Consider the following 20,880-nt stretch of genomic DNA (forward strand, 5'->3'; position numbering starts at 1 on the left):
GAAAGCCGAACGGCGCCGGATTCGCTACCGTTGCGCGGGGCATTAGCCCCAACGCCCGAGTCGGGGCCGAACATCAAGCAATCCCGAATATCACTGACGTTCTGACTCTCGCGTACCTGGCGTAAATACCAGCCGGCATCGGAGGTGTCGCCGTACAGGCAGGCGCCGACGAGGACGTCGTCCTTGATCACTAGTTTCTTGTAGACGCCGCCGATGGGGTCGGAGAGTGTGATGGTCTCGGTGCCTTCACCGCCGATGAAATCACCGGCGGAGAACAGGTCGATTCCGGTGACCTTCAGCTTGGTCGACGTCACCGAGCCCGGGTAACGGGAGAAGCCCAGCATCGCCAGGTGATTGGCGCAGACCTGGGCCTGTTCGAACAAGGGTGCGACCAGCCCATAGGCGGTGCCCCGATGGCTGGCGCATTCGCCGACGGCATAGATGCGAGGGTCGTAGGTCTGCAGGGTGTCGCTGACGAGAATGCCGCGGTTGCAGGGGATTCCGGCCTGCTCCGCCAGCGCGCTATTGGGGCGGATGCCGGCGGCCATGACCACCAGATCGGCGTCGATCAGCTCGCCGTCGGTGAAGCGTACGGCCTGGACCCGGCCCTGATCGTTGCCGATCAGTTCGGCGGTCTGCTTGTTCATCCTGAAGGTCAGGCCGCGGGCTTGCAGCGCGTTCTGCAGCAAGGTGCCGGCGCTCTGGTCGAGCTGGCGCTCCATTGGCCATTCGCCGAGGTGCACTACGGTCACCTGCATGCCGCGCAGCTTCAGGCCGTTGGCCGCTTCCAGCCCAAGCAACCCGCCACCGATCACCGCAGCGTGTTTATGGTTCCTGGCGGCGTCCAGCATCGCCTGGGTGTCGGCGATATCGCGATAGCCGATCACCCCGTCCAGCCGGTTACCGGGAATCGGCAGGATTAACGGTGTCGAACCGGTGGCGATGAGCAGGCGGTCATACTCGGCTTCGCTGCCGTCTTCGGCTATGACCCGACGCCTGATCCGGTCGATCTGAATCACCTTACGGTTGAGTAACAGGCGGATGCCGTTCTTCGCATACCAGTCGAGGTCGTTGAGCACGATCTCCTCGAAGGTCTGCTCGCCGGCCAATACGGGCGAAAGCAGGATACGGTTGTAATTGGGATGGGGCTCGGCACCGAATACCGTGATGTCGTAGAGATCGGGGGCGAGCTTGAGCAGTTCCTCCAGGGTACGAACCCCGGCCATGCCATTGCCGATCATTACGAGTCTGAGTTTTTTCATACCGTTCTCCGCGCGGGCTGGGCGTCAACGAAAAAGGCGCCCCCACCAGTTACCCGGTGAGGACGCCTTTGTCCTTGTTCCGTATTCGGAGCCCGGCCCTCCACATTGAAGACCCGGCTTGATGTTGCTCCTGACAATGCAGGGGCTGTGCCAATCCTGTGTTCGCTTGTTTTCCGGCGCTTCGCGTCAGCGAGGGGAATGCTGAGGCGGTGTTTTTGCACCGCTATGATGCGCGCCGTGCAGCACTGGTGCAGCCAAACTGCCTAGCACGCGGAAAATTCGCCGTTGACAGCACCCGTGCCGCTTTTTATTGTTTCGCCTCATGCGCCGATTTAGTCAGCTACTTGCGGGGCGCCTGGAGCCGAAGGCTTCGAAATACCGCTAAAGCGCTGGTTCGGTGTCGCCTCCCACCGCTGCCCAGCGGAATCCTCGAGGCGGGATATCTTTCATGAATGCATCGCAACGCACCTGTCTACGTTTGGCCCCCATCACCAGCGGGCTGGTCCGCAGCAATCCGAAAATTCTCCTTGGCGGTAATCATCAACCGTCGCTGTTGCGCTATCTGGACGGTTGGCCAAAGCGCTGGGGAAAGCCGCGCGCTTTTCTCGTTCAGTTCACAGGTGCTGATGAATCGCTGGCGCATTTCGCCACGAACAGTTTCGATCTGGCAGTCATTCAGGCGCCGAGCGGCGAGCGGCTTGAGGAGTGCGTGCGCGAGCTGACGCGTGTCGCGCGCCAAGGCCTGATCGTTCGGCGGTGAGCCGCCAATCGCTTAGTCGCCTTTAGCCAGCCACACCAGCAGCACCAGATTCAGCAGCAGAGAGAACAGGGCGAGGCCGCGCCAGACCTTCAATGGCTCTCGCTCGAGCAATGGCCGCGTCGGCGCGTTGCTTGCCAGGCGCTCACCCTGTTCCAGTACCAGCAGCCATTCTTCCGCTGTTTCGAAGCGCTGCGTGGGCTCGGCCGCAACTGCGCGTCTGAGCATTTCATCCAGCCACTGGGGTAAGTCAGGTCGATAGCGGCTGGCCGATACCGGCGTACCGAAACGGGGACGCTGGAAAGCCTCGATCTCACCGTAGGGATAGCGCCCGGTGAGCAGGTAGTAGAGCGTGACGCCTGCTGCGTAGAGGTCCTGTTCCCGGCTCGGCTCCACGCCACTGAAGGCTTCGGGTGCGATAAAACTCGGCGTACCTGGCAGCTTGTGCGGCGAATCCTGCGAGAGGCCCGGACAATAGGCCAGACCGAAATCCAGCAGGCGCAGCTCGTCCGCGTCGTCCAGGTGGAGATTTTCCGGTTTGATGTCGCGGTGCAGGATGTTGCGTCGATGCAACATGCCCAGTGCGCGGATCAGGCGTGGCGCCAACTGCAGCCAGTCGACCAGCAACATCGGGCCTTGCTGCTTGAAGCGCTGGGCGAGCGTCTGGCCGCTGTATTCGCGCTGCACGTAGTAAAGGTGTTGACGTTGGGGCAGGTCGTGGAGCTCGGGGAAATGACGACCGGCGACTCGGCGCAGAAACCATTCCTCTTGCAGCAGGGCTGGTCCGGCTTCGGGTTCGTCAGCCCGGCTCGGCGGCAAGGTCTTGAGCAGCCAGGGCTGACCCTGTTGATCGCGCACCCGGTAGACCAGCGACTGGCGCGACTCGGCCAGCAACGCCTCGACGGTCCAGCCTTCGAATGTCTGGCCGAGCCGCAATCTGGGTGGCAACGGCCAATCGGCCAGCTGAGCGAGCGAATCGGCAAGCGCCGCTTCCGGCAATTCCTCGACCCGCAGCAGCAGGGCGCTGGCGTTGTCCTGGCTGCCGCTCTGGTGCGCGAGATTGACCAGCGTTCTGGCTGCGCTGGATAGATCTGGCTCGGCGCTAAGAACGTTCCGGATATCATTCTCGGCGATGCTGGCCCAGACGCCGTCGCTGAGCAGCACGAAGGACTCGCCGAGCCGTAGTTCACCGTCGAGGTAATCCATCACCAGGTGCTGATCCAGGCCCATGGCACGCTTGAGCACGTGCTGCATGTTCGGCTGTTCCCACACATGGTCTTCGCTCAAACGATGTAGCTGGCCGTCATACCAGTGATAAGCCCGGCAGTCGCCGACATGGGCGAGGGTGAAGCGCCGCCCACGTAGCACCAGTGTGGTCAATGTCGTCAGCAGCGGCTGCCCGCCACCGTTGGCCTGTAGCCAGCGATTGTGAGCAACCAGCACCCGATCGAGCGACTGTGCGACGGTCCAGGTTTCCGGTGTCGCATAGTAATCGGTCGCCAGTGCCTGCAGGGTCGCGCGCGCCGCCAGGCTACCGTCCGCGCATTGGCTGACGCCATCGGCGATAGCGAACAGCGCGCCCTTGCTCGCGGTGAGGCCAGGGGTCGGCGTGACGATACGCAACGCGTCCTGATTTTCTGCACGCGGGCCGGTTGCGGTGGCTTCGCCGAAGGAAAGTTGAAGTGGCATAAGTCGATCCGAAGCGATCAGGTTTAGCTCGAAGCTAGAAGTTAAATGCAGCGCTTCCAGCTTCCAGCTGATTCTTTTATACCCTTGCCACTGTCATTGCCGCCGACCCCCAGGTGGTTCTCCAACGACGCTTGACACCATAAAGGCCGAACCAGGCCAGCGCACCCAGGCTGGCGAACAGCCAGAGGCCCAGCTGGTAGTCGCCTGTGGCCTGCTTGACGGCGCCCAGGCCGGCTGTGAGCAGGAAACCCCCGATGCCGCCGGCCATGCCGACTAGCCCGGTCATCACGCCGATTTCCTTGTTGAAGCGCTGCGGCACCAACTGGAACACCGCGCCGTTGCCGGCACCGAGGCTGAGCATGGCGACGACGAACAACGCCAATGCGGCCGTCGAGCTCGGCAGATTGAACCCGACGATGAACAGGCAGATGGCCGTCACGGTATACATCACCAGCAGCGAGCGGATGCCGCCGATACGGTCGGCCAGCGCGCCACCCAGCGGCCGCAACAAGCTCCCAGCGAACACGCAGGCAGCGGTGTAGTAGCCGGCCTTGACCGGGTCGAACGCGTACTGGTCGTGAAAGTAGCCGGGCAGGGTGCTGGCCAGTCCGAGGAAGCCGCCGAACGTCACGCTGTAGAAGAACATGAACCACCAGCTGTCGCGGTCACTCAACGCCTTCATGTAGTCGGCGAAGGACTTCGGCGCGGGACGGTTCGGTGCGTTCTTGGCGACGCTGGCGAAGATGATCAGGGTCAGTACCAGCGGGATCAGCGCCAGGCCGAACACGTTGCTCCAGCCGAACATCGTTGCCAGCACAGGTGCAAACAAAGCTGCAAGGACGGTCCCGGAGTTGCCGGCACCGGCGATACCCATGGCCTTGCCCTGATGCTGCGGTGGATACCATTGCGACGCCAGCGGCAGCGCGACGGCGAACGAGGCACCTGCCATGCCGAGGAACAGCCCGAGCAGCAGCGCTTGCTCATAGCTGTGGACGCCGTGGAGCCAGGCCACGAACAGCGCGGCGATCACCACGATCTGGCCGAACAGCCCAGCTGCCTTCGGTGAGGTGCGGTCGGCCAGCATACCCAGCACCAGACGCAGAACGGCGCCGGAGAGAATGGGTGTAGCCACCATGAAGGCACGCTGCTGCGTGGTCAGCCCGAGATCAGCAGCGATCTGCACGCCCATCGGGCCGAGCACGTACCAGACCATGAAACTCAGATCGAAATAGAGAAAGGCGGAGAAGAGCGTCGGCGTATGGCCGGCTTTCCAGAAACTCGTATTCATTGAATACCTCACTAGACGGTGTAACCGCCGCGCCGGAATAGGCGGCGGCCATGCGGTGACTGCCCAGCCGATCCGGCTGCGCGCTCGAAGCTGTTGCGAATGGCTGGGTCGTTGCCATCGCGCCCCGATCCCTGGAGCAAACGAAAAAGCGCCGCGAAACCGCCGTCAGTCTCGACGGGGCAACGCGACGCCTTTGTCATGTCTGTGAGTAACCGCCTTTGGCTACCTGATGTGCACTAAGCATTGGTTGTGCCAAGAGTCGAAGCCTGACGTTTAGCGGCTTCGCGCGCAGGTCAGGGCTTCGCTGCCGAGCGAAATGGGCGCACCTCAGGTGTGTCGTGCTTCGAAGTGGGGCGTTTTCAGCCGATGCGGTTAGCCTTGGGGAACTTCGCGTCGAACTCGCTGGGCATCGGCACGACGCGCTTGTTCAGATAGTCATAGAAAACGAAACCGGATTTGGCCATGGCGACCAGGGTGCCATCAGCGGGCCGGGTAATGCGGAAGGTGATGTCGCCACCGTAGCGGTTGAAGTCCATCACACCGACTTCGAACAGCAGCACGTCACGCGCATGGGCTTCGGCTTTGTAGGTAGTGGCGAGGTCGGTAACGATGATGCCGCTGCCGTCCTTGCGGGATTCAGCGATGCCGTAGGCGAACAGGAAGCGCGCGCGGGCTTCGGAAATCATCGAGATCATCGAATCGTTGGCCAAATGGTTGGCGGCGTTAATGTCGGTGATGCGTACGGTCAGTTGGGTGGTGAAGCAGAACTGGTCTTCGGGAAACTGCAAGGTCAGGCGGGCCATGATGTGCTCGTTCGAGGAGAAATGGCGCGCATTCTAGGGCACCACGGGCCGGCTGGAGAGGTATGTCCTGCAAGCCTGCAGCCTTGTAGCGGATGCTTTGTAGGGTGCGCTCCGGTAACTTTACTGGCCGAGCAATTCGTTCATCGCGATGATCTGTTCGGCCACCTGAATCAATTTCTGCTGGCGGCTCATGGCCTGGCGGCGCATCAGGGTGTAGGCGTCTTCCTCGTTGCAGTCGCGCATCTTCATGAGCATGCCTTTGGCCAGTTCGATGCGCTTGCGTTCGATCAGCTGCTGATCGCGCGCTTGCAGTTGCGCGCGAATCGCCTGATCGCTTTCGAAGCGGGCCATGGCCACGTCGAGGATGGGTTTCAGGCGCTGGGCCTGGATACCTTCGACGATATAGGCGCTGACACCAGCGCGAATCGCCTGGCGCATGGCATCGGGGTTGTCATCGTCGGTGAACATCACGATGGGCCGCGGCTGGTCACGGCTGACCAGCACCACCTGCTCCATTACGTCTCGGCCAGGTGAGTCGGTGTCGATCAGCACCACGTCGGGGCGAATTGCATCGACCCGCTCGGGCAGGTCGATGGTCAGGCCGGATTCCTCGATCACCTCGAAACCGGCTTCCATCAGCGCGGCGCGCAGGCGACCGACCTTGCGGGGCGTATCGTCGATCAGCAGGACGCGAAGCATGGCTTTCTCCCTTAGCTCGGCTCGGACAGCGCGGCGGTTTCGGTTAGGCCATCCAAGGCGAAGCTGCGCGCATAAGCCGCCGGATCGTTGCCGTTCCAGCGACTGCCATCCATCAGCACGGCGCTGCGCATGACCGAATCCGGCACTGAAATGTTCAGCGCCGTCGCGGCATCGCGGTAGAGGCTGGTTTGCTGCACCTTCTGCGCAACGGCGAGGTAGTCCGGATCTTCGCGCAACAGGTTCCAGCGGCGCAGTTGGGTCATGAACCAGAGGCCGTCGGAGAGGTAGGGCATGTTCACCTCGCCGTTGCCGAAGAAGCGTAACGGGTGTTCATCCTGCCAGGCGTAGCCCAGGCCATCTTCATACTGGCCGAGGAACCGCGGCTCGATGGCAGCCACCGGTGCATCGACGTAGCCGCTGCCGGCGATCAACTGCGCAGTGCTGCGTCGATTCTCCTGGCTCTCGTCGATGAAACGGCTGGCTTCGAGGATCGCCATGATCAGCGCGCGGGCAGTGTTGGGATATTGCTCGACGAAGGCGCGCGTGCAGCCCAGCACCTTTTCCGGATGGTCGGGCCAGATCGACTGGCTGGTGGCCAGGGTGAAACCCAGGTCTTCGCGGATCGCCTGGGCGCCCCAGGGCTCGCCGGCGCAGAAACCATCGATGCGATCTGCCCGCAGGTGAGCCACCATTTGTGAAGGCGGCACCACCAGCGTACGTACGTCTTTCAGTGGGTGGATGCCGTGGGCGGCCAGCCAGTAGTACAGCCAGAGGGCATGCGTGCCGGTAGGAAAGGTCTGCGCCAGGACGAGTTTTGCACCGCTCTGGCGCACGCTGTGGCTGAGCGCTTCGGGATCGGTCACGCCAGATGACTTGAGTGTGCTGGACAAGTTGATGCTCTGGCCGTTTTGCGCCAGACCCATGAGCACCGCCATGTCGACGGGCGCGCTGCCGCCGATACCCAGATGCACGGCATAGATCAGGCCGTACAGGCCGTGGGCGGCGTCCAGCTCACCTTCGATCAGCTTGTCGCGAATATTCGACCAGGACGTTTGCCGTTGCAGGTTGAGGGTCAAGCCGTAGGGTTGAGCAAAGCCTTGCGTGGCGGCAACGATCAGCGATGCGGCATCGGTCAGGGCCATGAAGCCGAGATTGACGACGTGCTTTTCCGGCGCATCGCTGCCTGTGATCCAGGCCAATGGATCGGGCCGTGGCGGGGTGTGGAGATGGGTCATGCGAACGGGACCTTTGACATGCTGGACGCGCGGATCGCCGCCGGAGGCGGCTAATGCGCTGAGAGATCATGTGCCTGACGAAGCAAGCCACATGCCAAAGGGAATGACGACCTGCCCGGCTCGGTTCAGACGCGGGCCATACGTTAACTGCTGCTCTGCGAGCTTTAGCGCGGATACAACGGCGGCAATGCGCCGGCTTCCGTCTCGGTGGCGGTCGGTTGAGCAGTCGGCAGATTCTGGATGGCCTGCCATAGCGCCTCGCCTTGCCAGCGCTGACCGGTCTCGCTGTAGAGCGCGCCGTTCAAGCCATCCAGCGCATCGGACAGCGGGACGAAGCGTGCGGCCATGTCCGCCAGCGTCTCGGGTTGCTGACGTGCCCAGGCATCGAGCGCGTGGCGGGTCGCCTGGGTGTCGTTGGCCAGACAGGCGCGCTTGAGATCGTCGAGCAGGCTGCGCGGTGTCGGACCGCTCTGCACCGTGCGGATCACCGCCGGCTGGCTGCGTGCCCGCAACCACAGGCCGAAGCCGAGCAGGGTGGTCAGGGCCAGCACTGCACTGCTCAGCTGCCACGGCCATAGCCGTGTTTCGGTCTGCGCCTGAGGCATGTCTGGATGCTCGATCGGTGCATGTTGAAACTCGGGGTTTTCTGATACCTGAAGTGCCCGCTCGGGCAAGGTGCTGCGCTCCAGGCGATCTTCGACGGTGTTCCACCAGACCAGCTCTACGCTTGGCAGTACATATTCTCCGGCGCCTGTCGCAACGAGCGCCTCGCGCTGCTCACGGCTGCCGCTGACGCCCTTGTCAGTGACCTCGTCGTTCAGGCTTGGCTGGTCGGGATAACGCCGAAGTCCAGCCACCGGCGGCGATTCGAGCGGAGGCAACTGGGTGCTGGACAGGCCTTCGGCCTTCAGCATCAGGCTGCGCGTCAGGGCCTCTCCCAGCTGTGCGTCCTGCGGTTGCGGACTCCAGGCTTCGACCAGGGTCAGATTTGTCGCCGGAAGCCAGGGCGCATCGGCGGGATATTCGGCCGGCTTGGCTTTGACCTCCAGAGGAATCTCAGGAGATTTGACCTGGGTGGACTTGCCGAAGCGAGAGCCGTAAAAGGCACCGTTCGACGCCACGGTGGTCGCACTGAACAGCTGCGCGGGAATGCTCAACGTGCCGCTTTTCTGCGGGAACAGCGCATAGCGGATCTCGATCACGCCGTGGCGAATGCCGTTGATATCTTTTTCATAAGTGCGTGGTTCGCCGAGTCGCTCGACCAACGCATCGCTCATCTGCAAGGGCGATAGCGTGCTGTCATCGTAAAGCGACACGGAATGGTAGATGCGCAGGGTCAGCACCACCTGCGCCTGGACGTAGACGCTGTCCTGGTCGAGGCTGGAGTCGATGAATATTGGCGCCAGCGTGTCGCTGCCTTCGTTCCCGGGCTCGCTGACATGCAGCGTGATGGGTTCGCTGCGCCAGTCGCCCAGCTGCAATGGCGGAATCACCACGTAGCCGGTCTGCAACGGCTGAAGCGTGATCAGCCACTGCGTGATGGTGCGCGCCTCGCCGTTGGCACCGGACAGCTGGTTGACCTGGCGGCTGTCGAAGACTTTGAACAAGCCATCGAGTGGCTGCAGGTTCGGTCTGCCGAAGGCCGTGATATCCCCAGTCTCGAGCGTCAACTCGACGGTTTCATCCAGGCTCAGCTGGGTGCGATCGACCCGAGCGACCAGCGCAGCGGCGCTCGCCTGGCAGCCGAGCAGGAGCAAAAACACCAGTGTCATCAGCCGCGTCATCTAATCGTTTCCTGGCGCTTGCGTTGTTCGTAGAGGAATTTGCGGCGCAGCAACTCGCCGGGGTTGTCGGGAATCTTGCGCAGCCATTGGTCCATCGCCTGATCCTGCTCGGGATCGAGCGAGCCGTCCTGAGACTGAGCAAGTAACTCATCCGTCTCGCTCTGCTCTATCGGTTCGGGCGTCGCGGCGGGTGTGGTGTTTGCGTTTTCGCCGTCGTTGCTGGCTTCATCCGCGTCGACCTGCTCGGTGGCTTCGGGTCGACTGGCCGCCGAGCCGCTGGTCGAAGGCTTTTGCTCGGCATCGGGCGACGCATCCTGGACATGCTGGTCGTCAGGGGCTTTCTCCTGCTGCGCCTGTTGCTGGCGCTGGCGCAGGATTTCTTCGACGGTGGACTTGTTGCGTTGGGCGTGTTCCAGCGCCGGGTCGAGCGCCAATGCTTGATCATAGGCTTCGATCGCCGCTTCCAGCTCGTCGTTGCGCGCCAGTGCGTTACCCCGGTTGTAATGGTCCGCGGCAGTATCGCCCTTACCGAACTGCTCGGCGGCACCGGCAAAATCGTCGGCCTGGTAAAGAGCGTAGCCTCGCCATTGCGGGTTTTCGAAGCGCTCTGCGGCTTCGGCGGGACGTTCGGATTCGAGCAGGTGCATGCCTTGCTGATCCGGGCGCGACCACAGATCTTGCATGCCCGATGCGCTGGCCGGTTGCGGCATGAAGACGATCAGCGGCAGACAGAACAACCAGCCGCGGCGACCGGCACAGGCGGCCAGCAACAGCAGCGGCAGCAGCAGCCAATGTCCCTGATCCAGCCAGGCGCTGAGGCGTGTGGTGTCGTCTCGTGTCACGATCTCGCCGGTGCGCGCCAGTAATCCCAGTGCATGCAAGTCGCTTTCATCGAGCCGCGACTGCTGATAGCGCCCGCCGATTTCGCTGGCGAAGCGGCGCAAACCACTGTCATCGAGCCTTGGAATCAGAATGGCGCCGCTGTCATCTTTTAGAAAACTGCCGTCTTCGCGGGCGATCGGCGCGCCTTGCTCGGTGCCGATGCCCAGTATCAGCAGCTGCACGGAACTGTCCTCCAGCAGCGTGGCGATCGCGGATCGCTCCCGTTCATCCAGCTGGCTACCGATCAGCAGCAACCGACCACGTTCATGGCCACCCTGAGCGAGCAAGTCGATGCTATGAGCAACGGCCAAATCCGCTCGGTGACCTGGCTCCGGCATCAGCTCGGGCTGGAGGGCATCCAGCAGGTTCTGGGTCGTGGCGATATCGTTGGTCAGTGGCACCAGCGTGTGAGCGCTGCCGGCGAATGCCACCAGTGCGGTCTGTGCGTCCTGGCGGGTCTGCAACAGATCGAGAATCTCGTGTTTGGCCTGTTCCAGGCGGGTGGGCCGAACGTCGGCGGCGAGCATGGCAGGCGTGGTGTCGAGCAGCACCACCAGCGGATCGGCACGCGACAGGCTCGGCTGCTCGGCCTGCTGCCAACTCGGTCCGAGCAGCGCCAGACAGGCAAGCAGCCAGGCCGCGCCGAGCACCAGCCAGGGGCGTCGGCTGTTGCGCAGCCTGCCGCGGGTCAGCAAGGCGGCATGGAATGCTTCGGGCAACAGGCGTTGCCAGCGGCCGATCTGCCGCTGGCGATGCCAGAGCCGCCACAGCAGCCAGATCGGCAGCGGCAGAATCAATAACCAGAAGGGTCGAAGCAGCTGCGGCAGAAACTCCATCACGGCCGTTCTCCACGCCAGAACAGGCGTTGCAGTGAGGAATGCCAGAGACTGTTGGCCACCAGCAGCAGGCTGATCAGCAAAGCGGCGGACAATGGCCAGACATAGAGCGCATCGGCGACGCGTGCCTGGGTTGGTTGTTGCGCGGCGGGTTCGAGCTGATCGAGTGCCGTGCCGACGGCTGCTAATTCACTGCTCGAACGTGCGCGAAAGTATTCGCCACCGGTTTGTTCAGCGATTGCCCGCAGCGTCGGTTCGTCCAGTTCGGCACCGACATTGAAGCCGAAATGCTGCAGCACGCCGCCGCTTTCCGCGTCGGCGCCGATGCCAATGGTATGCACTTTGATGCCTTGCGTCGCAGCCAGGCGAGCGGCCAGCAGCGGCTCGATCTCGCCGCCGTTGTTGGCGCCGTCGGTGATCAATACCAGCACCCGGCTGTCCGCTGGGCGCTCACGCAGCCGTTTGATGGCCAGACCTATGGCATCGCCAATCGCCGTGTTGCCGCCGGCGATGCCGATGGCCGCCTCGTCGAGCCAGGTGCGCACGGTTTGCCGGTCGAAGGTCAGCGGAGCCTGCAAATAGGCCTGGCTGCCGAACAGGATCAGTCCGACGCGGTCGCCGCGCCGCTCGATGATGAAGTCCCCGAGCAGGTGCTTGACCAGTTCGAGTCGGCTGATTTCCTCGCCCTGCCATTGCATGTCGGGGTAGTCCATCGATCCGGAAACATCCACCGCCAGTAGCAGGTCGCGGCCACTGGTGGGCAGCGGTAACGGCTCGCCGAGCCATTGCGGCCTGGCAGCGGCGAACAGCAGCAGCAACCAGACCAGCAGATACGGAAGTTGCTGGCGCCACGCCGGCAGCGTGACCATGGCGCGGTGACCGGCCAGTGCCTCCAGGTCGTCGAGAAAGCTGACCTTCAAGGCCGCATCGCCACTGTCGGCTGCGGGCAACAGCCAGCGCAGCACCCAGGGCAGCGGCAGCAGCAGGAAGACCCACGGCCATGCAAGATCAAACATGTTTGCGAATCCAGATTTGCACAGCCTGCTCTAGTCCTTGGATGGCCTTGTCGTCCAGTCGGCATTCGGCGCGATAGACGCCTTCGACCAGCACCATCCAGCGCGTCAGACCAGCCGCCGGGCAGCGGTTGTCGAGAAACGCCAGCCAGGCGCGCCCGCTGAGCGTATGCGGGTGATCGCCCGGATAACGGGTTCGGCAGAGGCGCTTGAGCAGCGCGTTGAGCTGCTGCAGCCATTGGTTGGCGGGCTGGCCTCCGTAGGGTTTGTTCAGCTGTGCAAGTTCGTCGAGGGCGATCTGTCGTTGAGGTTCGAGTGGCGGCTCGGCTTCGTTCGTGTCGTCTCGCTTCCAACGCTGCCAGGGGCGTAGGCGTACGAGCAGAACGAGGCTGAGCAGCAATGCGGCGAGAAACCACCAGCCGGGCGCGGGCGGCCAGGCGCTTATCGGAGCAGGAGCCATAAGGGGCTCGAGTTGATCGAGCGAACTCATCGGGGCGCCCCCGGATGCTGCACGCTGAGGTGTTCACGCAGCTGTTCGATCAACTCGCGCTGGGCGTCGAGCGGCATCAACGGCAATCGCAGGCGATCTGCCAGGCGGCGCCACCGAGCGGTGCGAGCTTCGCCCTGGCTCCGGTAGGCCTGGCGTATGGCGGCGTCGTGGCTGTCCAGCTCCAGCCGTGCGCCGGACTGGGCGAAGCGCAGCAGACCGGCAGCGGGCAGGGCATGGTCGAGCGGATCGAACACCGGAATCAGCAACAGGTCGACATGGCGGGCCAGCAAGGTCAGCTGTTGTTCGGCGGCATCGCTCAGGGTGCGCTCATCGCAGACGATCACCGCCAGGCTGCCGGGACGCAGCACTTCGCGGGCGCGCCTGAGGGCCATGCCGAAGGCGTCGGCTTCGCAATTCTGGTCGGTATTCAGGTTGGCGTTGGCGCGGGCCAGACGATCGAGCAGCTGCAACAGGCTCTGCTTGCTGCGCCGAGGCTTTACCTCGTGCTGCTCGCCACAGCCAAAAACCAAGCCGCCGACGCGGTCGTTGTGACTCAGCGCGGCCCAGCCGACAAGGCTGGCAGCCTGGGCGGCCAGTACCGATTTGAAGGCCAGACCGCTGCCGAAGAACAACCGGGGGCTCTGTTCTACAAGGATGTAAATGGGCCGTTCGCGCTCCTCGTGGAACAGCTTGGTATGGGGCTCCTGAGTACGCGCCGTTACCCGCCAGTCGATGGTGCGCACGTCGTCGCCCGCCTGATAGATGCGCACCTGGTCGAAATCTACGCCGCGCCCGCGGAGCTTGGAGTGATGCAGGCCGACCAGCGAGCTGCGTCGATGCGGGCTGGAGAACAGCGGGACTTCCCTGACGCGGTGACGCATGTCGATCAGCTCGGCCAGGCTCACGCGAATGCCCGCGTCAGGCGAGTGCGTCGCGTCGCTGCCAGGCGATAGCGAGGGTTGCATCAGGCCACCGCGACCACGTCGAGGATGCGTTGCAGCACTCGATCCTGATCGATGCCGGCGGCTTCTGCTTCGAACGAGAGGATCAATCGGTGGCGCAGTACATCGAACAGCATGGCCTGAATGTCTTCCGGGCTGACGAAGTCGCGGCCGGCCAGCCAGGCATGGGCGCGGGCGCAGCGGTCCAGCGAGATCGAGCCGCGCGGACTGGCGCCATAAGCGATCCAGCCGGCCAGCTCGGCATCGAACTTGGCGGGCGTTCGGGTCGCCATGACCAGCTGCACCAGGTATTCCTCCACCGCATCGGCCATGTACAGGCCAAGAATTTCCTTGCGCGCAGCGAAGATGGCTTGCTGCGAGACGCGGTGTTCCGGAGGGGTTTCGCCGTTGATGGCCTCGCCACGGGCCTGCTGAAGGATGCGGCGCTCCACCGAGGCATCGGGAAAGCCCAGCTTCACGTGCATCAGGAAGCGGTCGAGCTGTGCTTCCGGCAGCGGGTAAGTGCCCTCCTGCTCGATGGGGTTCTGCGTGGCCATCACTAGAAACAGTGGCGATAGATCGTAGGTGCTGCGGCCAACGCTGACCTGGCGCTCGGCCATGGCTTCGAGCAGCGCCGACTGGACCTTTGCCGGGGCGCGATTGATTTCGTCGGCCAGCACCAGATTGTGAAAGATCGGGCCCTGCTGAAAAACGAAGCTGCCGGTTTCCGGGCGGTAGATTTCCGTGCCGGTGATGTCGGCCGGAAGCAGATCAGGCGTGAACTGAATGCGATGGAATTCGGCCTCCAGGCCACCGGCCAGTTCCTTGATCGCGCGGGTTTTGGCCAGGCCCGGAGCGCCTTCGACGAGCAGATGCCCGTCGGCCAGCAAGGCGATCAGCAGCCGCTCGATCAGCCTTTCCTGGCCGAGAATCTGGGTTGAAAGGAACTGTCGCAAGGCGACTATTGCTTCACGGTGGACCATCGCTGAGCTCTTCTGCTGGGAATGTCGGGGCGGGGGCGCTCGACGTCGCGACTTTAATTCATTTGCCGGGGAGCGAGCTATGCGCGGCTCGGCAACTTCGTCGCCTCAGGAGGTACCAACGCATTGGAGACAGCCTGGCAGAGCCTGGGCTCGCCGGGTCAGAGCAGGCTGGCATTGATGCAATCCTCGTCTGCTGGACTACCGTTGAACTAGAACGTTGCGTCGCCAGTTTGGTGCCGCGACGGCCTTAACTGAATCTCAAGCCAGAATGGAGCGAACCAATGGCGTTCTTTACCGCTGCCAGCAAAGCCGACTTTCAGCAACAACTGCAAGTGGCCCTGGCGCAGCATGTCGACGAGAGACTCCTGCCACAAGTGGGACTTTTCGCCGAGCAGTTCTTCGGAATTGTCGCCCTGCCCGAACTCACCCAGCGACGCATGACCGATCTCGTCGGCTCGACACTTGCCAGTTGGCGTCTGTTGGAGCGTTTCGATCCGGCCAGCCCGGAAGTTCATGTCTTCAATCCTGACTACGAGAAGCACGGTTGGCAGTCGACCCATAGCGTGGTCGAGGTGCTGCATCCGGATATGCCGTTCCTGGTGGACTCGGTACGGATGGAGCTGACCCGTCGCGGTTATGCGATTCATACGCTGCAGAACAGCGTGCTGCAGGTTCGCCGGAACGCCGATGGCAGTCTGATCGAGCTGCTGCCTAAAGGGCGCTCTGCCGAGGACAGTCAGGCCGAGTCGTTGATTTTCGTCGAAATAGACCGCTGCGCCAGTGCCGCTGCCTTGCGCGAACTGGAGCAGTCGCTGCATGCCGTGCTCGCCGACGTGCGTATTACCGTAAGCGACTTCCCGCCCATGAAGGCCAAGGCCGAGGAGCATTACGCCCGGCTGAGCGCATTGCCGCAGCAGGCCGGCGACGGGCAGCTGGCGGAAATCATGGATTTCATGCGCTGGCTCGCCGATGACCACTTCACCTTCCTCGGCTATGAAGAATTCACCGTGGTGGATCAGGGTGACGGCGGGCGCATCGTCTATGACGAGTCGTCACTGCTGGGCTTGTCACGCACGCTGCGCACCGGGTTGGAGGAAAGCGATCAGCTGATCATGTCGCCGGCCCTGGCCTATTTACGCGAGCCGCTACTGCTGTCGTTCGCCAAGGCGGCGACGCCGAGCCGAGTGCATCGCCCGGCCTATCCCGATTTCGTTTCCATCCGTGAGTTCGACGAGCAGGGGCGGGTAGTCAAGGAATGTCGTTTCCTCGGGCTGTTCACCTCCTCGGTCTACACCCAGAGCGTGCGGCGGATTCCCTATATCCGCAGCAAGGTCGCGCAAGTGGTCGAGCGCTCTCACTTCGACGATTCGGCGCATCTGGCCAAGGAGCTTATCCAGGTGCTCGAAGTGCTGCCGCGCGATGAGCTGTTCCAGATGACGCTCGATCAGCTGTTCGACACCGCGATCGCCATCGTGCAGATCCAGGAGCGGAACAAGCTGCGGCTGTTCCTGCGCACCGACCCTTATGGCCGTTTCTGCTACTGCCTGGCCTACGTCCCGCGTGACAGCTATTCGACCGAAACGCGGTTGCGCATCCAGCAGGTGCTGATGGATCGGCTGGAAGCCAGCGGCTGCGAGTTCTCCACGTACTTCTCCGAATCCGTGCTGATTCGCGTGCAGTTCCTGCTGCGTGTGGATCCGAACAAGCAGGTGCAGTTCGACGCGGCGCAACTGGAGCGGGAAGTCGTGCAGGCCTGTCGTACCTGGCAGGACGACTACTCCAGCGTGGTGGTCGAGCGCTTCGGCGAGGGGCAGGGCACCGGCATCCTCGCTGATTTCCCTCGGGGTTTCCCGGCCGGTTACCGCGAACGCTTCGCGCCGCATTCGGCTGCGGTCGACATGCAGCACGTGCTGAGCCTGAGCGAAGAGCGGCCGCTGGTGATGAGCTTCTACCAACCGATCACCGCCGCCGAGAATCGCCTGCACTGCAAGCTCTACCACCTGAACACGCCGCTGCCGCTGTCGGACATGCTGCCCATCCTGGAAAACCTAGGCTTGCGGGTGCTTGGCGAGTTCCCCTTCCATCTGCGGCACAAGGGTGGGCGCGAATACTGGATTCACGATTTCGCCTTTACCTACGCCGAAGGTCTGGAAATCGACCTGATGGAGATCAACGAGCCGCTGCAGGATGCCTTCATTGCTATCCACAACGGCCAGGCTGAAAACGATGCCTTCAACCGACTGGTGCTGACAGCCGGCCTGACCTGGCGTGAGGTGGCGCTACTGCGCGCCTATGGGCGCTATCTCAAGCAGATCCGCATGGGCTTCGATCTGGGTTACATCGCCAGCGCATTGCTCAATCACACCGACATCGCCCGTGAGCTGGTGCGCCTGTTCAAGATGCGCTTCTATCTGGCGCGCAAGCTCGGAGAAGAGGATCTGGCCGACAAGCAGGCACGCCTGGAACAGGCCATTGTCACCGCGCTGGATGATGTCGCGGTACTGAACGAGGACCGCATCCTGCGGCGCTACCTGGCCCTGATCAAGGCGACGCTGCGGACCAACTTCTACCAGACCGATGCCAGCGGCAAACTGAAGAGCTACTTCAGCTTCAAGCTCGATCCCCGCTCGATTCCGGAAATGCCGCGGCCGGCACCGAAATTCGAGATCTTCGTCTACTCGCCTCGGGTCGAAGGCGTGCATCTGCGTGGCGGCAAGGTGGCGCGTGGTGGGCTGCGCTGGTCGGATCGTGAAGAGGATTACCGCACCGAGGTGCTGGGCTTGGTGAAGGCGCAGCAGGTGAAAAACGCGATCATCGTGCCGGGCGGCGCCAAGGGGGGCTTCGTTCCGCGCCGGCTGCCGACAAGTGGCTCACGCGACGAGGTGTTGGCCGAAGGAATCGCCTGCTACCGAATTTTCATCAGCGGCTTGCTGGATATCACCGACAACCTCAAGGACGGCAACGTCGTCCCGCCGGTCAACGTGTTGCGTTATGACGAAGACGATCCCTATCTGGTGGTAGCGGCCGACAAGGGCACCGCGACATTTTCCGACATCGCCAACGGCATCGCCGCCGACTATGACTTCTGGCTGGGCGATGCCTTCGCCTCCGGCGGCTCGGCGGGTTACGACCACAAGAAAATGGGGATCACCGCCAGGGGCGCCTGGGTCTCGGTGCAGCGGCATTTTCGCGAACGCGGCATCGACGTTCAGCGCGACCCGGTCAGCGTGATAGGCATCGGCGACATGGCCGGTGACGTTTTCGGCAACGGCTTGCTGATGTCCGAAACCCTGCAAATGGTCGCAGCGTTCAACCACCTGCATATCTTCATCGACCCCGATCCGGATGCGGCGCGCAGCTTCATCGAGCGCAAGCGTCTGTTCGATCTGCCGCGCTCGTCTTGGGCCGATTACGATGTCTCGCTGATTTCAGCGGGCGGCGGCGTTTTTTCTAGGTCCGCCAAGCGCATCGCGATCACTCCGCAGATGAAAGCGCGTTTCGATATCGCCGCGGATCAGCTCACACCCGCCGAATTGATCCATGCATTGCTCAAGGCGCCGGTTGATCTGCTCTGGAACGGTGGTATCGGTACCTACATCAAGAGCAGCATGGAGAGCCACGCCGATGTCGGCGATAAGGCCAACGACGTGCTGCGCGTCAACGGTAACGAAGTGCGGGCCAAAGTGATTGGCGAAGGCGGCAACCTGGGTGTCACGCAACTGGGGCGGGTCGAATATGGCCTGCACGGTGGTGCCTCGAATACCGACTTCATCGACAACGCCGGTGGGGTCAACTGCTCCGACCATGAGGTAAACATCAAGATCCTACTCAATGAGATCGTCAGCGCCGGCGACATGACCGGCAAGCAGCGCGATCAGCTGCTGTTCGAGATGACCGATGCGGTGGCCGAGCTGGTGTTGCATGACAACTACAAGCAGACCCAGGCGCTGTCGCAAGCGCAGCACCGTGCCCGTGAAGGTGGCAGTGAGTACAAGCGGTTGATTACCGGCCTTGAAGCCGATGGGTTGCTGGATCGCGCGCTGGAGTTCCTACCGAGCGACGAGGCCCTGGCCGAGCGCGCGAACCAGGGCAAGGGCCTGACGCGTGCCGAGCTGTCGGTGCTCATTTCGTACAGCAAGATCGATCTGAAGGAAGCGCTGCTGCAGTCACGCGTGCCGGACGATGCCTATCTGGCGAGAGAGATGGAAAGCGCATTCCCGCAACTGCTGAGCGAGCGTTATCGTCAGCCGATGCTGCAGCATCGTCTCAAGCGCGAGATTGTCAGCACGCAGATCGCCAACGACCTGATCAACAACATGGGCATCACATTCGTGCAGCGCCTCAGAGAGGCCACCGGCCTGAGCGCCGCGAACGTCGCTGGCGCCTATGTGATCGTGCGCGACATTTTCCATCTACCGCACTGGTTCCGCCAGATCGAAGCGCTGGATTACAAGGTGCCGGCCGAGCTGCAGCTCAATCTGATGAATGAACTCATGCGTCTGGGCCGCCGTGCGACCCGCTGGTTCCTGCGCAACCGTCGCAACGAGCTGGACGCGGCGCGTGACATCGCTCATTTCGGGCCGCGTGTGGCGGCGCTTGGCCTGAAGCTCGACGCGCTGCTGCAAGGCGGTACGCGTGAGTTGTGGCAGGGCCGTTACGAGCGTTACACCGAGGCAGGCGTCCCTGAGCTGCTGGCGCGGATGGTGGCTGGCACCAACCACCTGTACACCTTGTTGCCAATCCTCGAAGCCGCCGACAAGACCGGTCAGCCGCCGGCTGATGTCGCCGCGGCCTATTTTGCCGTCGGCGGCGCGCTGGAGTTGCCCTGGTATCTGCAGCAGATCACCGCGCTTCCGGTCGAGAACAACTGGCAGGCGCTGGCGCGGGAAAGTTTCCGCGATGATCTCGATGCTCAGCAGCGTGCGATCACGGTGTCGGTGCTGCAGATGAGTGACGCACCGGAAGAGCTGGATGCGCGGGTTCAACTCTGGCTGGCGCAGCGTGAATATCAGGTCCAGCGCTGGCGGCGGATGCTGGTCGAGTTGCAGGGCGCCAGCAGTGTCGACTACGCAATGTACGCCGTCGCCGGTCGCGAGTTGCAGGACCTGGCGCTGAACAGCACGCAACCGTAGTAACGGTCAGCTGCCGGACAGCCCGGTAGCTGGCGCTCGTTAAAACGCCGGTGCATGTCATGTGCACCGGCGTTTCGCGTTGTGCAATTGGCCCGAGGTTACGCAGCGGCCCGTCCATGGAATGGCCGCCGTGATTATAAGGGCGACGTTTAGTTCGCTTTGTACGGGTTAGTTGCCGAGGCGGAAACGGGTTATCTGTGGCAGGTGGTGCAGATAACGCACCATGTCTGGCGCTCCGGCCAGCTTCAGTCCTTCGCCGAGCGCATTGGCGGCCGGCTGTCGCTTGTCCAGCAGGAGTAATTCGGTGTTGTTGGCGTTGCGCAGGAGCGTCAAGCGGGCGTATGGGATCTTCGCTTCCAGCAATAGCCCCATGAATTCACGATCATTCCAGGCCTGCGCTGGCATGGTGACGGCGTGATATTCGTTATCCAGTGCATGCAGCCCGCCCGCGTCGAGCCGGTAGTCGGTCAGCTCGCAAGGCAGGCTCACATCCAGACCACGCAGTCGCGCATAGGCGATGGCGCAGGCGAAGGCTTCGGCATGGAGCTCGCCCGTCCAATAAATGCGCTCGCCCAGCCAACTGGCCTGACGAAGCTCGATCGGAGCCCGAGCTAGAAAATCGGGCAGGGCGGTGGTGATGGTCCGAACGAAATCCTTGTAACTGATCACGCGGAGTTGACGGCAAGCTGGTGTGGCAGCCAGGGCTTCGAACGTCGGATAGGTCATTCCGTCGGCGCTTTGGCCACCGAGCCCGTCGATCTGCCGCAGGTCGATTGCCCGATGGCTGCTCTGCTCCTGACGCACGAGTCGCATCAGAGCCGCGCGAGCTCGGGCCTTGTCTTCCTGTATCGGGCCGGACAGGGCGCTTCTCGGGAGATCGACGAATCGCTGCAGGCACGGTCCGTCGTTCCAGAAGATGCTCGGTGCCGGTTCGCAGAGCGGGGCGAACGGCAATCGGATCTGGCTGGCGTGCTCAAGAATCTGGCGCGGCGATTTGCCGGTCAGCCCAAGGCGCTGGGCAAATCTGGAGATTCGGGAAGTCACGGGTGGCATCGGCTCTGGCAAGCTCATCATTGTGGATGAACG

14 protein-coding genes and 1 pseudogene are annotated in these 20,880 nt (G+C 62.8%); 2 read left to right on the top strand and 13 right to left on the bottom strand.

Features of this window, described 5'->3' with window-relative positions:
- Positions 1-61 precede the first annotated feature (61 nt).
- Positions 62-1,262, bottom strand: a pseudogene (locus GYM54_RS00795) (NAD(P)/FAD-dependent oxidoreductase); the annotation flags it as partial.
- Between the two features lie 448 nt (positions 1,263-1,710).
- Here GYM54_RS00795 and GYM54_RS00800 point away from each other — a divergent pair.
- Positions 1,711-2,022 (top strand): class I SAM-dependent methyltransferase, encoded by a 312-nt coding sequence (locus tag GYM54_RS00800; RefSeq protein ID WP_131648475.1) that lies wholly within the window; start codon positions 1,711-1,713, stop codon positions 2,020-2,022.
- Positions 2,023-2,034: 12 nt separating this feature from the next.
- Here the strand turns inward: GYM54_RS00800 and GYM54_RS00805 are convergent, their stop codons facing one another.
- The 11 genes from GYM54_RS00805 to GYM54_RS00855 all read right to left on the bottom strand — a co-directional run bounded on the left by GYM54_RS00805 (position 2,035) and on the right by GYM54_RS00855 (position 14,662).
- Complete coding sequence (locus GYM54_RS00805) at positions 2,035-3,708, bottom strand: bifunctional protein-serine/threonine kinase/phosphatase (RefSeq protein WP_197444601.1); 1,674 nt, start codon at positions 3,706-3,708, stop codon at positions 2,035-2,037.
- Between the two features lie 76 nt (positions 3,709-3,784).
- The gene (locus GYM54_RS00810; RefSeq protein ID WP_197444602.1) at positions 3,785-4,996 is read right to left on the bottom strand and encodes an MFS transporter; all 1,212 of its coding nucleotides are present in this window, start codon (positions 4,994-4,996) and stop codon (positions 3,785-3,787) included.
- Positions 4,997-5,355: 359 nt separating this feature from the next.
- Positions 5,356-5,799, bottom strand: coding sequence for a thioesterase family protein (locus tag GYM54_RS00815; RefSeq protein WP_197444603.1), 444 nt, complete (start codon positions 5,797-5,799; stop codon positions 5,356-5,358).
- Between the two features lie 120 nt (positions 5,800-5,919).
- The gene (locus GYM54_RS00820) at positions 5,920-6,498 is read right to left on the bottom strand and encodes an ANTAR domain-containing response regulator (protein WP_197444604.1); all 579 of its coding nucleotides are present in this window, start codon (positions 6,496-6,498) and stop codon (positions 5,920-5,922) included.
- Positions 6,499-6,509: 11 nt separating this feature from the next.
- Positions 6,510-7,733 carry a CmpA/NrtA family ABC transporter substrate-binding protein gene (locus GYM54_RS00825; protein ID WP_197444605.1) on the bottom strand — a complete coding sequence of 408 codons (1,224 nt, stop codon included), beginning with the start codon at positions 7,731-7,733 and terminating at the stop codon, positions 6,510-6,512.
- Positions 7,734-7,897: 164 nt separating this feature from the next.
- Positions 7,898-9,517, bottom strand: coding sequence for a BatD family protein (locus GYM54_RS00830; RefSeq protein ID WP_197444606.1), 1,620 nt, complete (start codon positions 9,515-9,517; stop codon positions 7,898-7,900).
- Positions 9,514-11,238 carry a VWA domain-containing protein gene (locus GYM54_RS00835; protein WP_197444607.1) on the bottom strand — a complete coding sequence of 575 codons (1,725 nt, stop codon included), beginning with the start codon at positions 11,236-11,238 and terminating at the stop codon, positions 9,514-9,516. Before GYM54_RS00835 ends, GYM54_RS00830 begins: the two co-directional genes overlap by 4 nt.
- Complete coding sequence (locus tag GYM54_RS00840) at positions 11,235-12,251, bottom strand: VWA domain-containing protein (protein WP_197444608.1); 1,017 nt, start codon at positions 12,249-12,251, stop codon at positions 11,235-11,237. Before GYM54_RS00840 ends, GYM54_RS00835 begins: the two co-directional genes overlap by 4 nt.
- Positions 12,244-12,738, bottom strand: coding sequence for a DUF4381 domain-containing protein (locus tag GYM54_RS00845; protein ID WP_197444609.1), 495 nt, complete (start codon positions 12,736-12,738; stop codon positions 12,244-12,246). Before GYM54_RS00845 ends, GYM54_RS00840 begins: the two co-directional genes overlap by 8 nt.
- A complete protein-coding gene (locus GYM54_RS00850; RefSeq protein WP_197444610.1) occupies positions 12,735-13,703 on the bottom strand; it encodes a DUF58 domain-containing protein in 969 nt (322 codons plus the stop codon). The genes GYM54_RS00845 and GYM54_RS00850 overlap by 4 nt, the downstream gene beginning before the upstream one ends.
- Positions 13,703-14,662, bottom strand: a complete 960-nt coding sequence (locus GYM54_RS00855; protein WP_131648486.1) for a MoxR family ATPase — start codon at positions 14,660-14,662, stop codon at positions 13,703-13,705. The genes GYM54_RS00850 and GYM54_RS00855 overlap by 1 nt, the downstream gene beginning before the upstream one ends.
- A gap of 281 nt (positions 14,663-14,943) precedes the next feature.
- Between GYM54_RS00855 and GYM54_RS00860 the strand changes: the two genes are divergently transcribed.
- Positions 14,944-19,794, top strand: a complete 4,851-nt coding sequence (locus GYM54_RS00860; protein ID WP_197444611.1) for an NAD-glutamate dehydrogenase — start codon at positions 14,944-14,946, stop codon at positions 19,792-19,794.
- Between the two features lie 168 nt (positions 19,795-19,962).
- Here GYM54_RS00860 and GYM54_RS00865 read toward each other — a convergent pair whose 3' ends face one another.
- A complete protein-coding gene (locus tag GYM54_RS00865; RefSeq protein ID WP_197444779.1) occupies positions 19,963-20,868 on the bottom strand; it encodes a DUF6685 family protein in 906 nt (301 codons plus the stop codon).
- Positions 20,869-20,880: the final 12 nt, after the last annotated feature.

The sequence above is a fragment of the Pseudomonas sp. MTM4 genome (assembly GCF_019355055.1).
Taxonomy (GTDB): domain Bacteria; phylum Pseudomonadota; class Gammaproteobacteria; order Pseudomonadales; family Pseudomonadaceae; genus Stutzerimonas.

Coding starts and splice junctions, on each gene's coding strand:
- GYM54_RS00800 (WP_131648475.1), top strand. CDS start 1,711: ATGAATGCATCGCAACGCACCTGTCTACGTTTGGCCCCCATCACCAGC.
- GYM54_RS00805 (WP_197444601.1), bottom strand. CDS start 3,708: ATGCCACTTCAACTTTCCTTCGGCGAAGCCACCGCAACCGGCCCGCGT.
- GYM54_RS00810 (WP_197444602.1), bottom strand. CDS start 4,996: ATGAATACGAGTTTCTGGAAAGCCGGCCATACGCCGACGCTCTTCTCC.
- GYM54_RS00815 (WP_197444603.1), bottom strand. CDS start 5,799: ATGGCCCGCCTGACCTTGCAGTTTCCCGAAGACCAGTTCTGCTTCACC.
- GYM54_RS00820 (WP_197444604.1), bottom strand. CDS start 6,498: ATGCTTCGCGTCCTGCTGATCGACGATACGCCCCGCAAGGTCGGTCGC.
- GYM54_RS00825 (WP_197444605.1), bottom strand. CDS start 7,733: ATGACCCATCTCCACACCCCGCCACGGCCCGATCCATTGGCCTGGATC.
- GYM54_RS00830 (WP_197444606.1), bottom strand. CDS start 9,517: ATGACGCGGCTGATGACACTGGTGTTTTTGCTCCTGCTCGGCTGCCAG.
- GYM54_RS00840 (WP_197444608.1), bottom strand. CDS start 12,251: ATGTTTGATCTTGCATGGCCGTGGGTCTTCCTGCTGCTGCCGCTGCCC.
- GYM54_RS00845 (WP_197444609.1), bottom strand. CDS start 12,738: ATGAGTTCGCTCGATCAACTCGAGCCCCTTATGGCTCCTGCTCCGATA.
- GYM54_RS00850 (WP_197444610.1), bottom strand. CDS start 13,703: ATGCAACCCTCGCTATCGCCTGGCAGCGACGCGACGCACTCGCCTGAC.
- GYM54_RS00855 (WP_131648486.1), bottom strand. CDS start 14,662: ATGGTCCACCGTGAAGCAATAGTCGCCTTGCGACAGTTCCTTTCAACC.
- GYM54_RS00860 (WP_197444611.1), top strand. CDS start 14,944: ATGGCGTTCTTTACCGCTGCCAGCAAAGCCGACTTTCAGCAACAACTG.
- GYM54_RS00865 (WP_197444779.1), bottom strand. CDS start 20,868: ATGATGAGCTTGCCAGAGCCGATGCCACCCGTGACTTCCCGAATCTCC.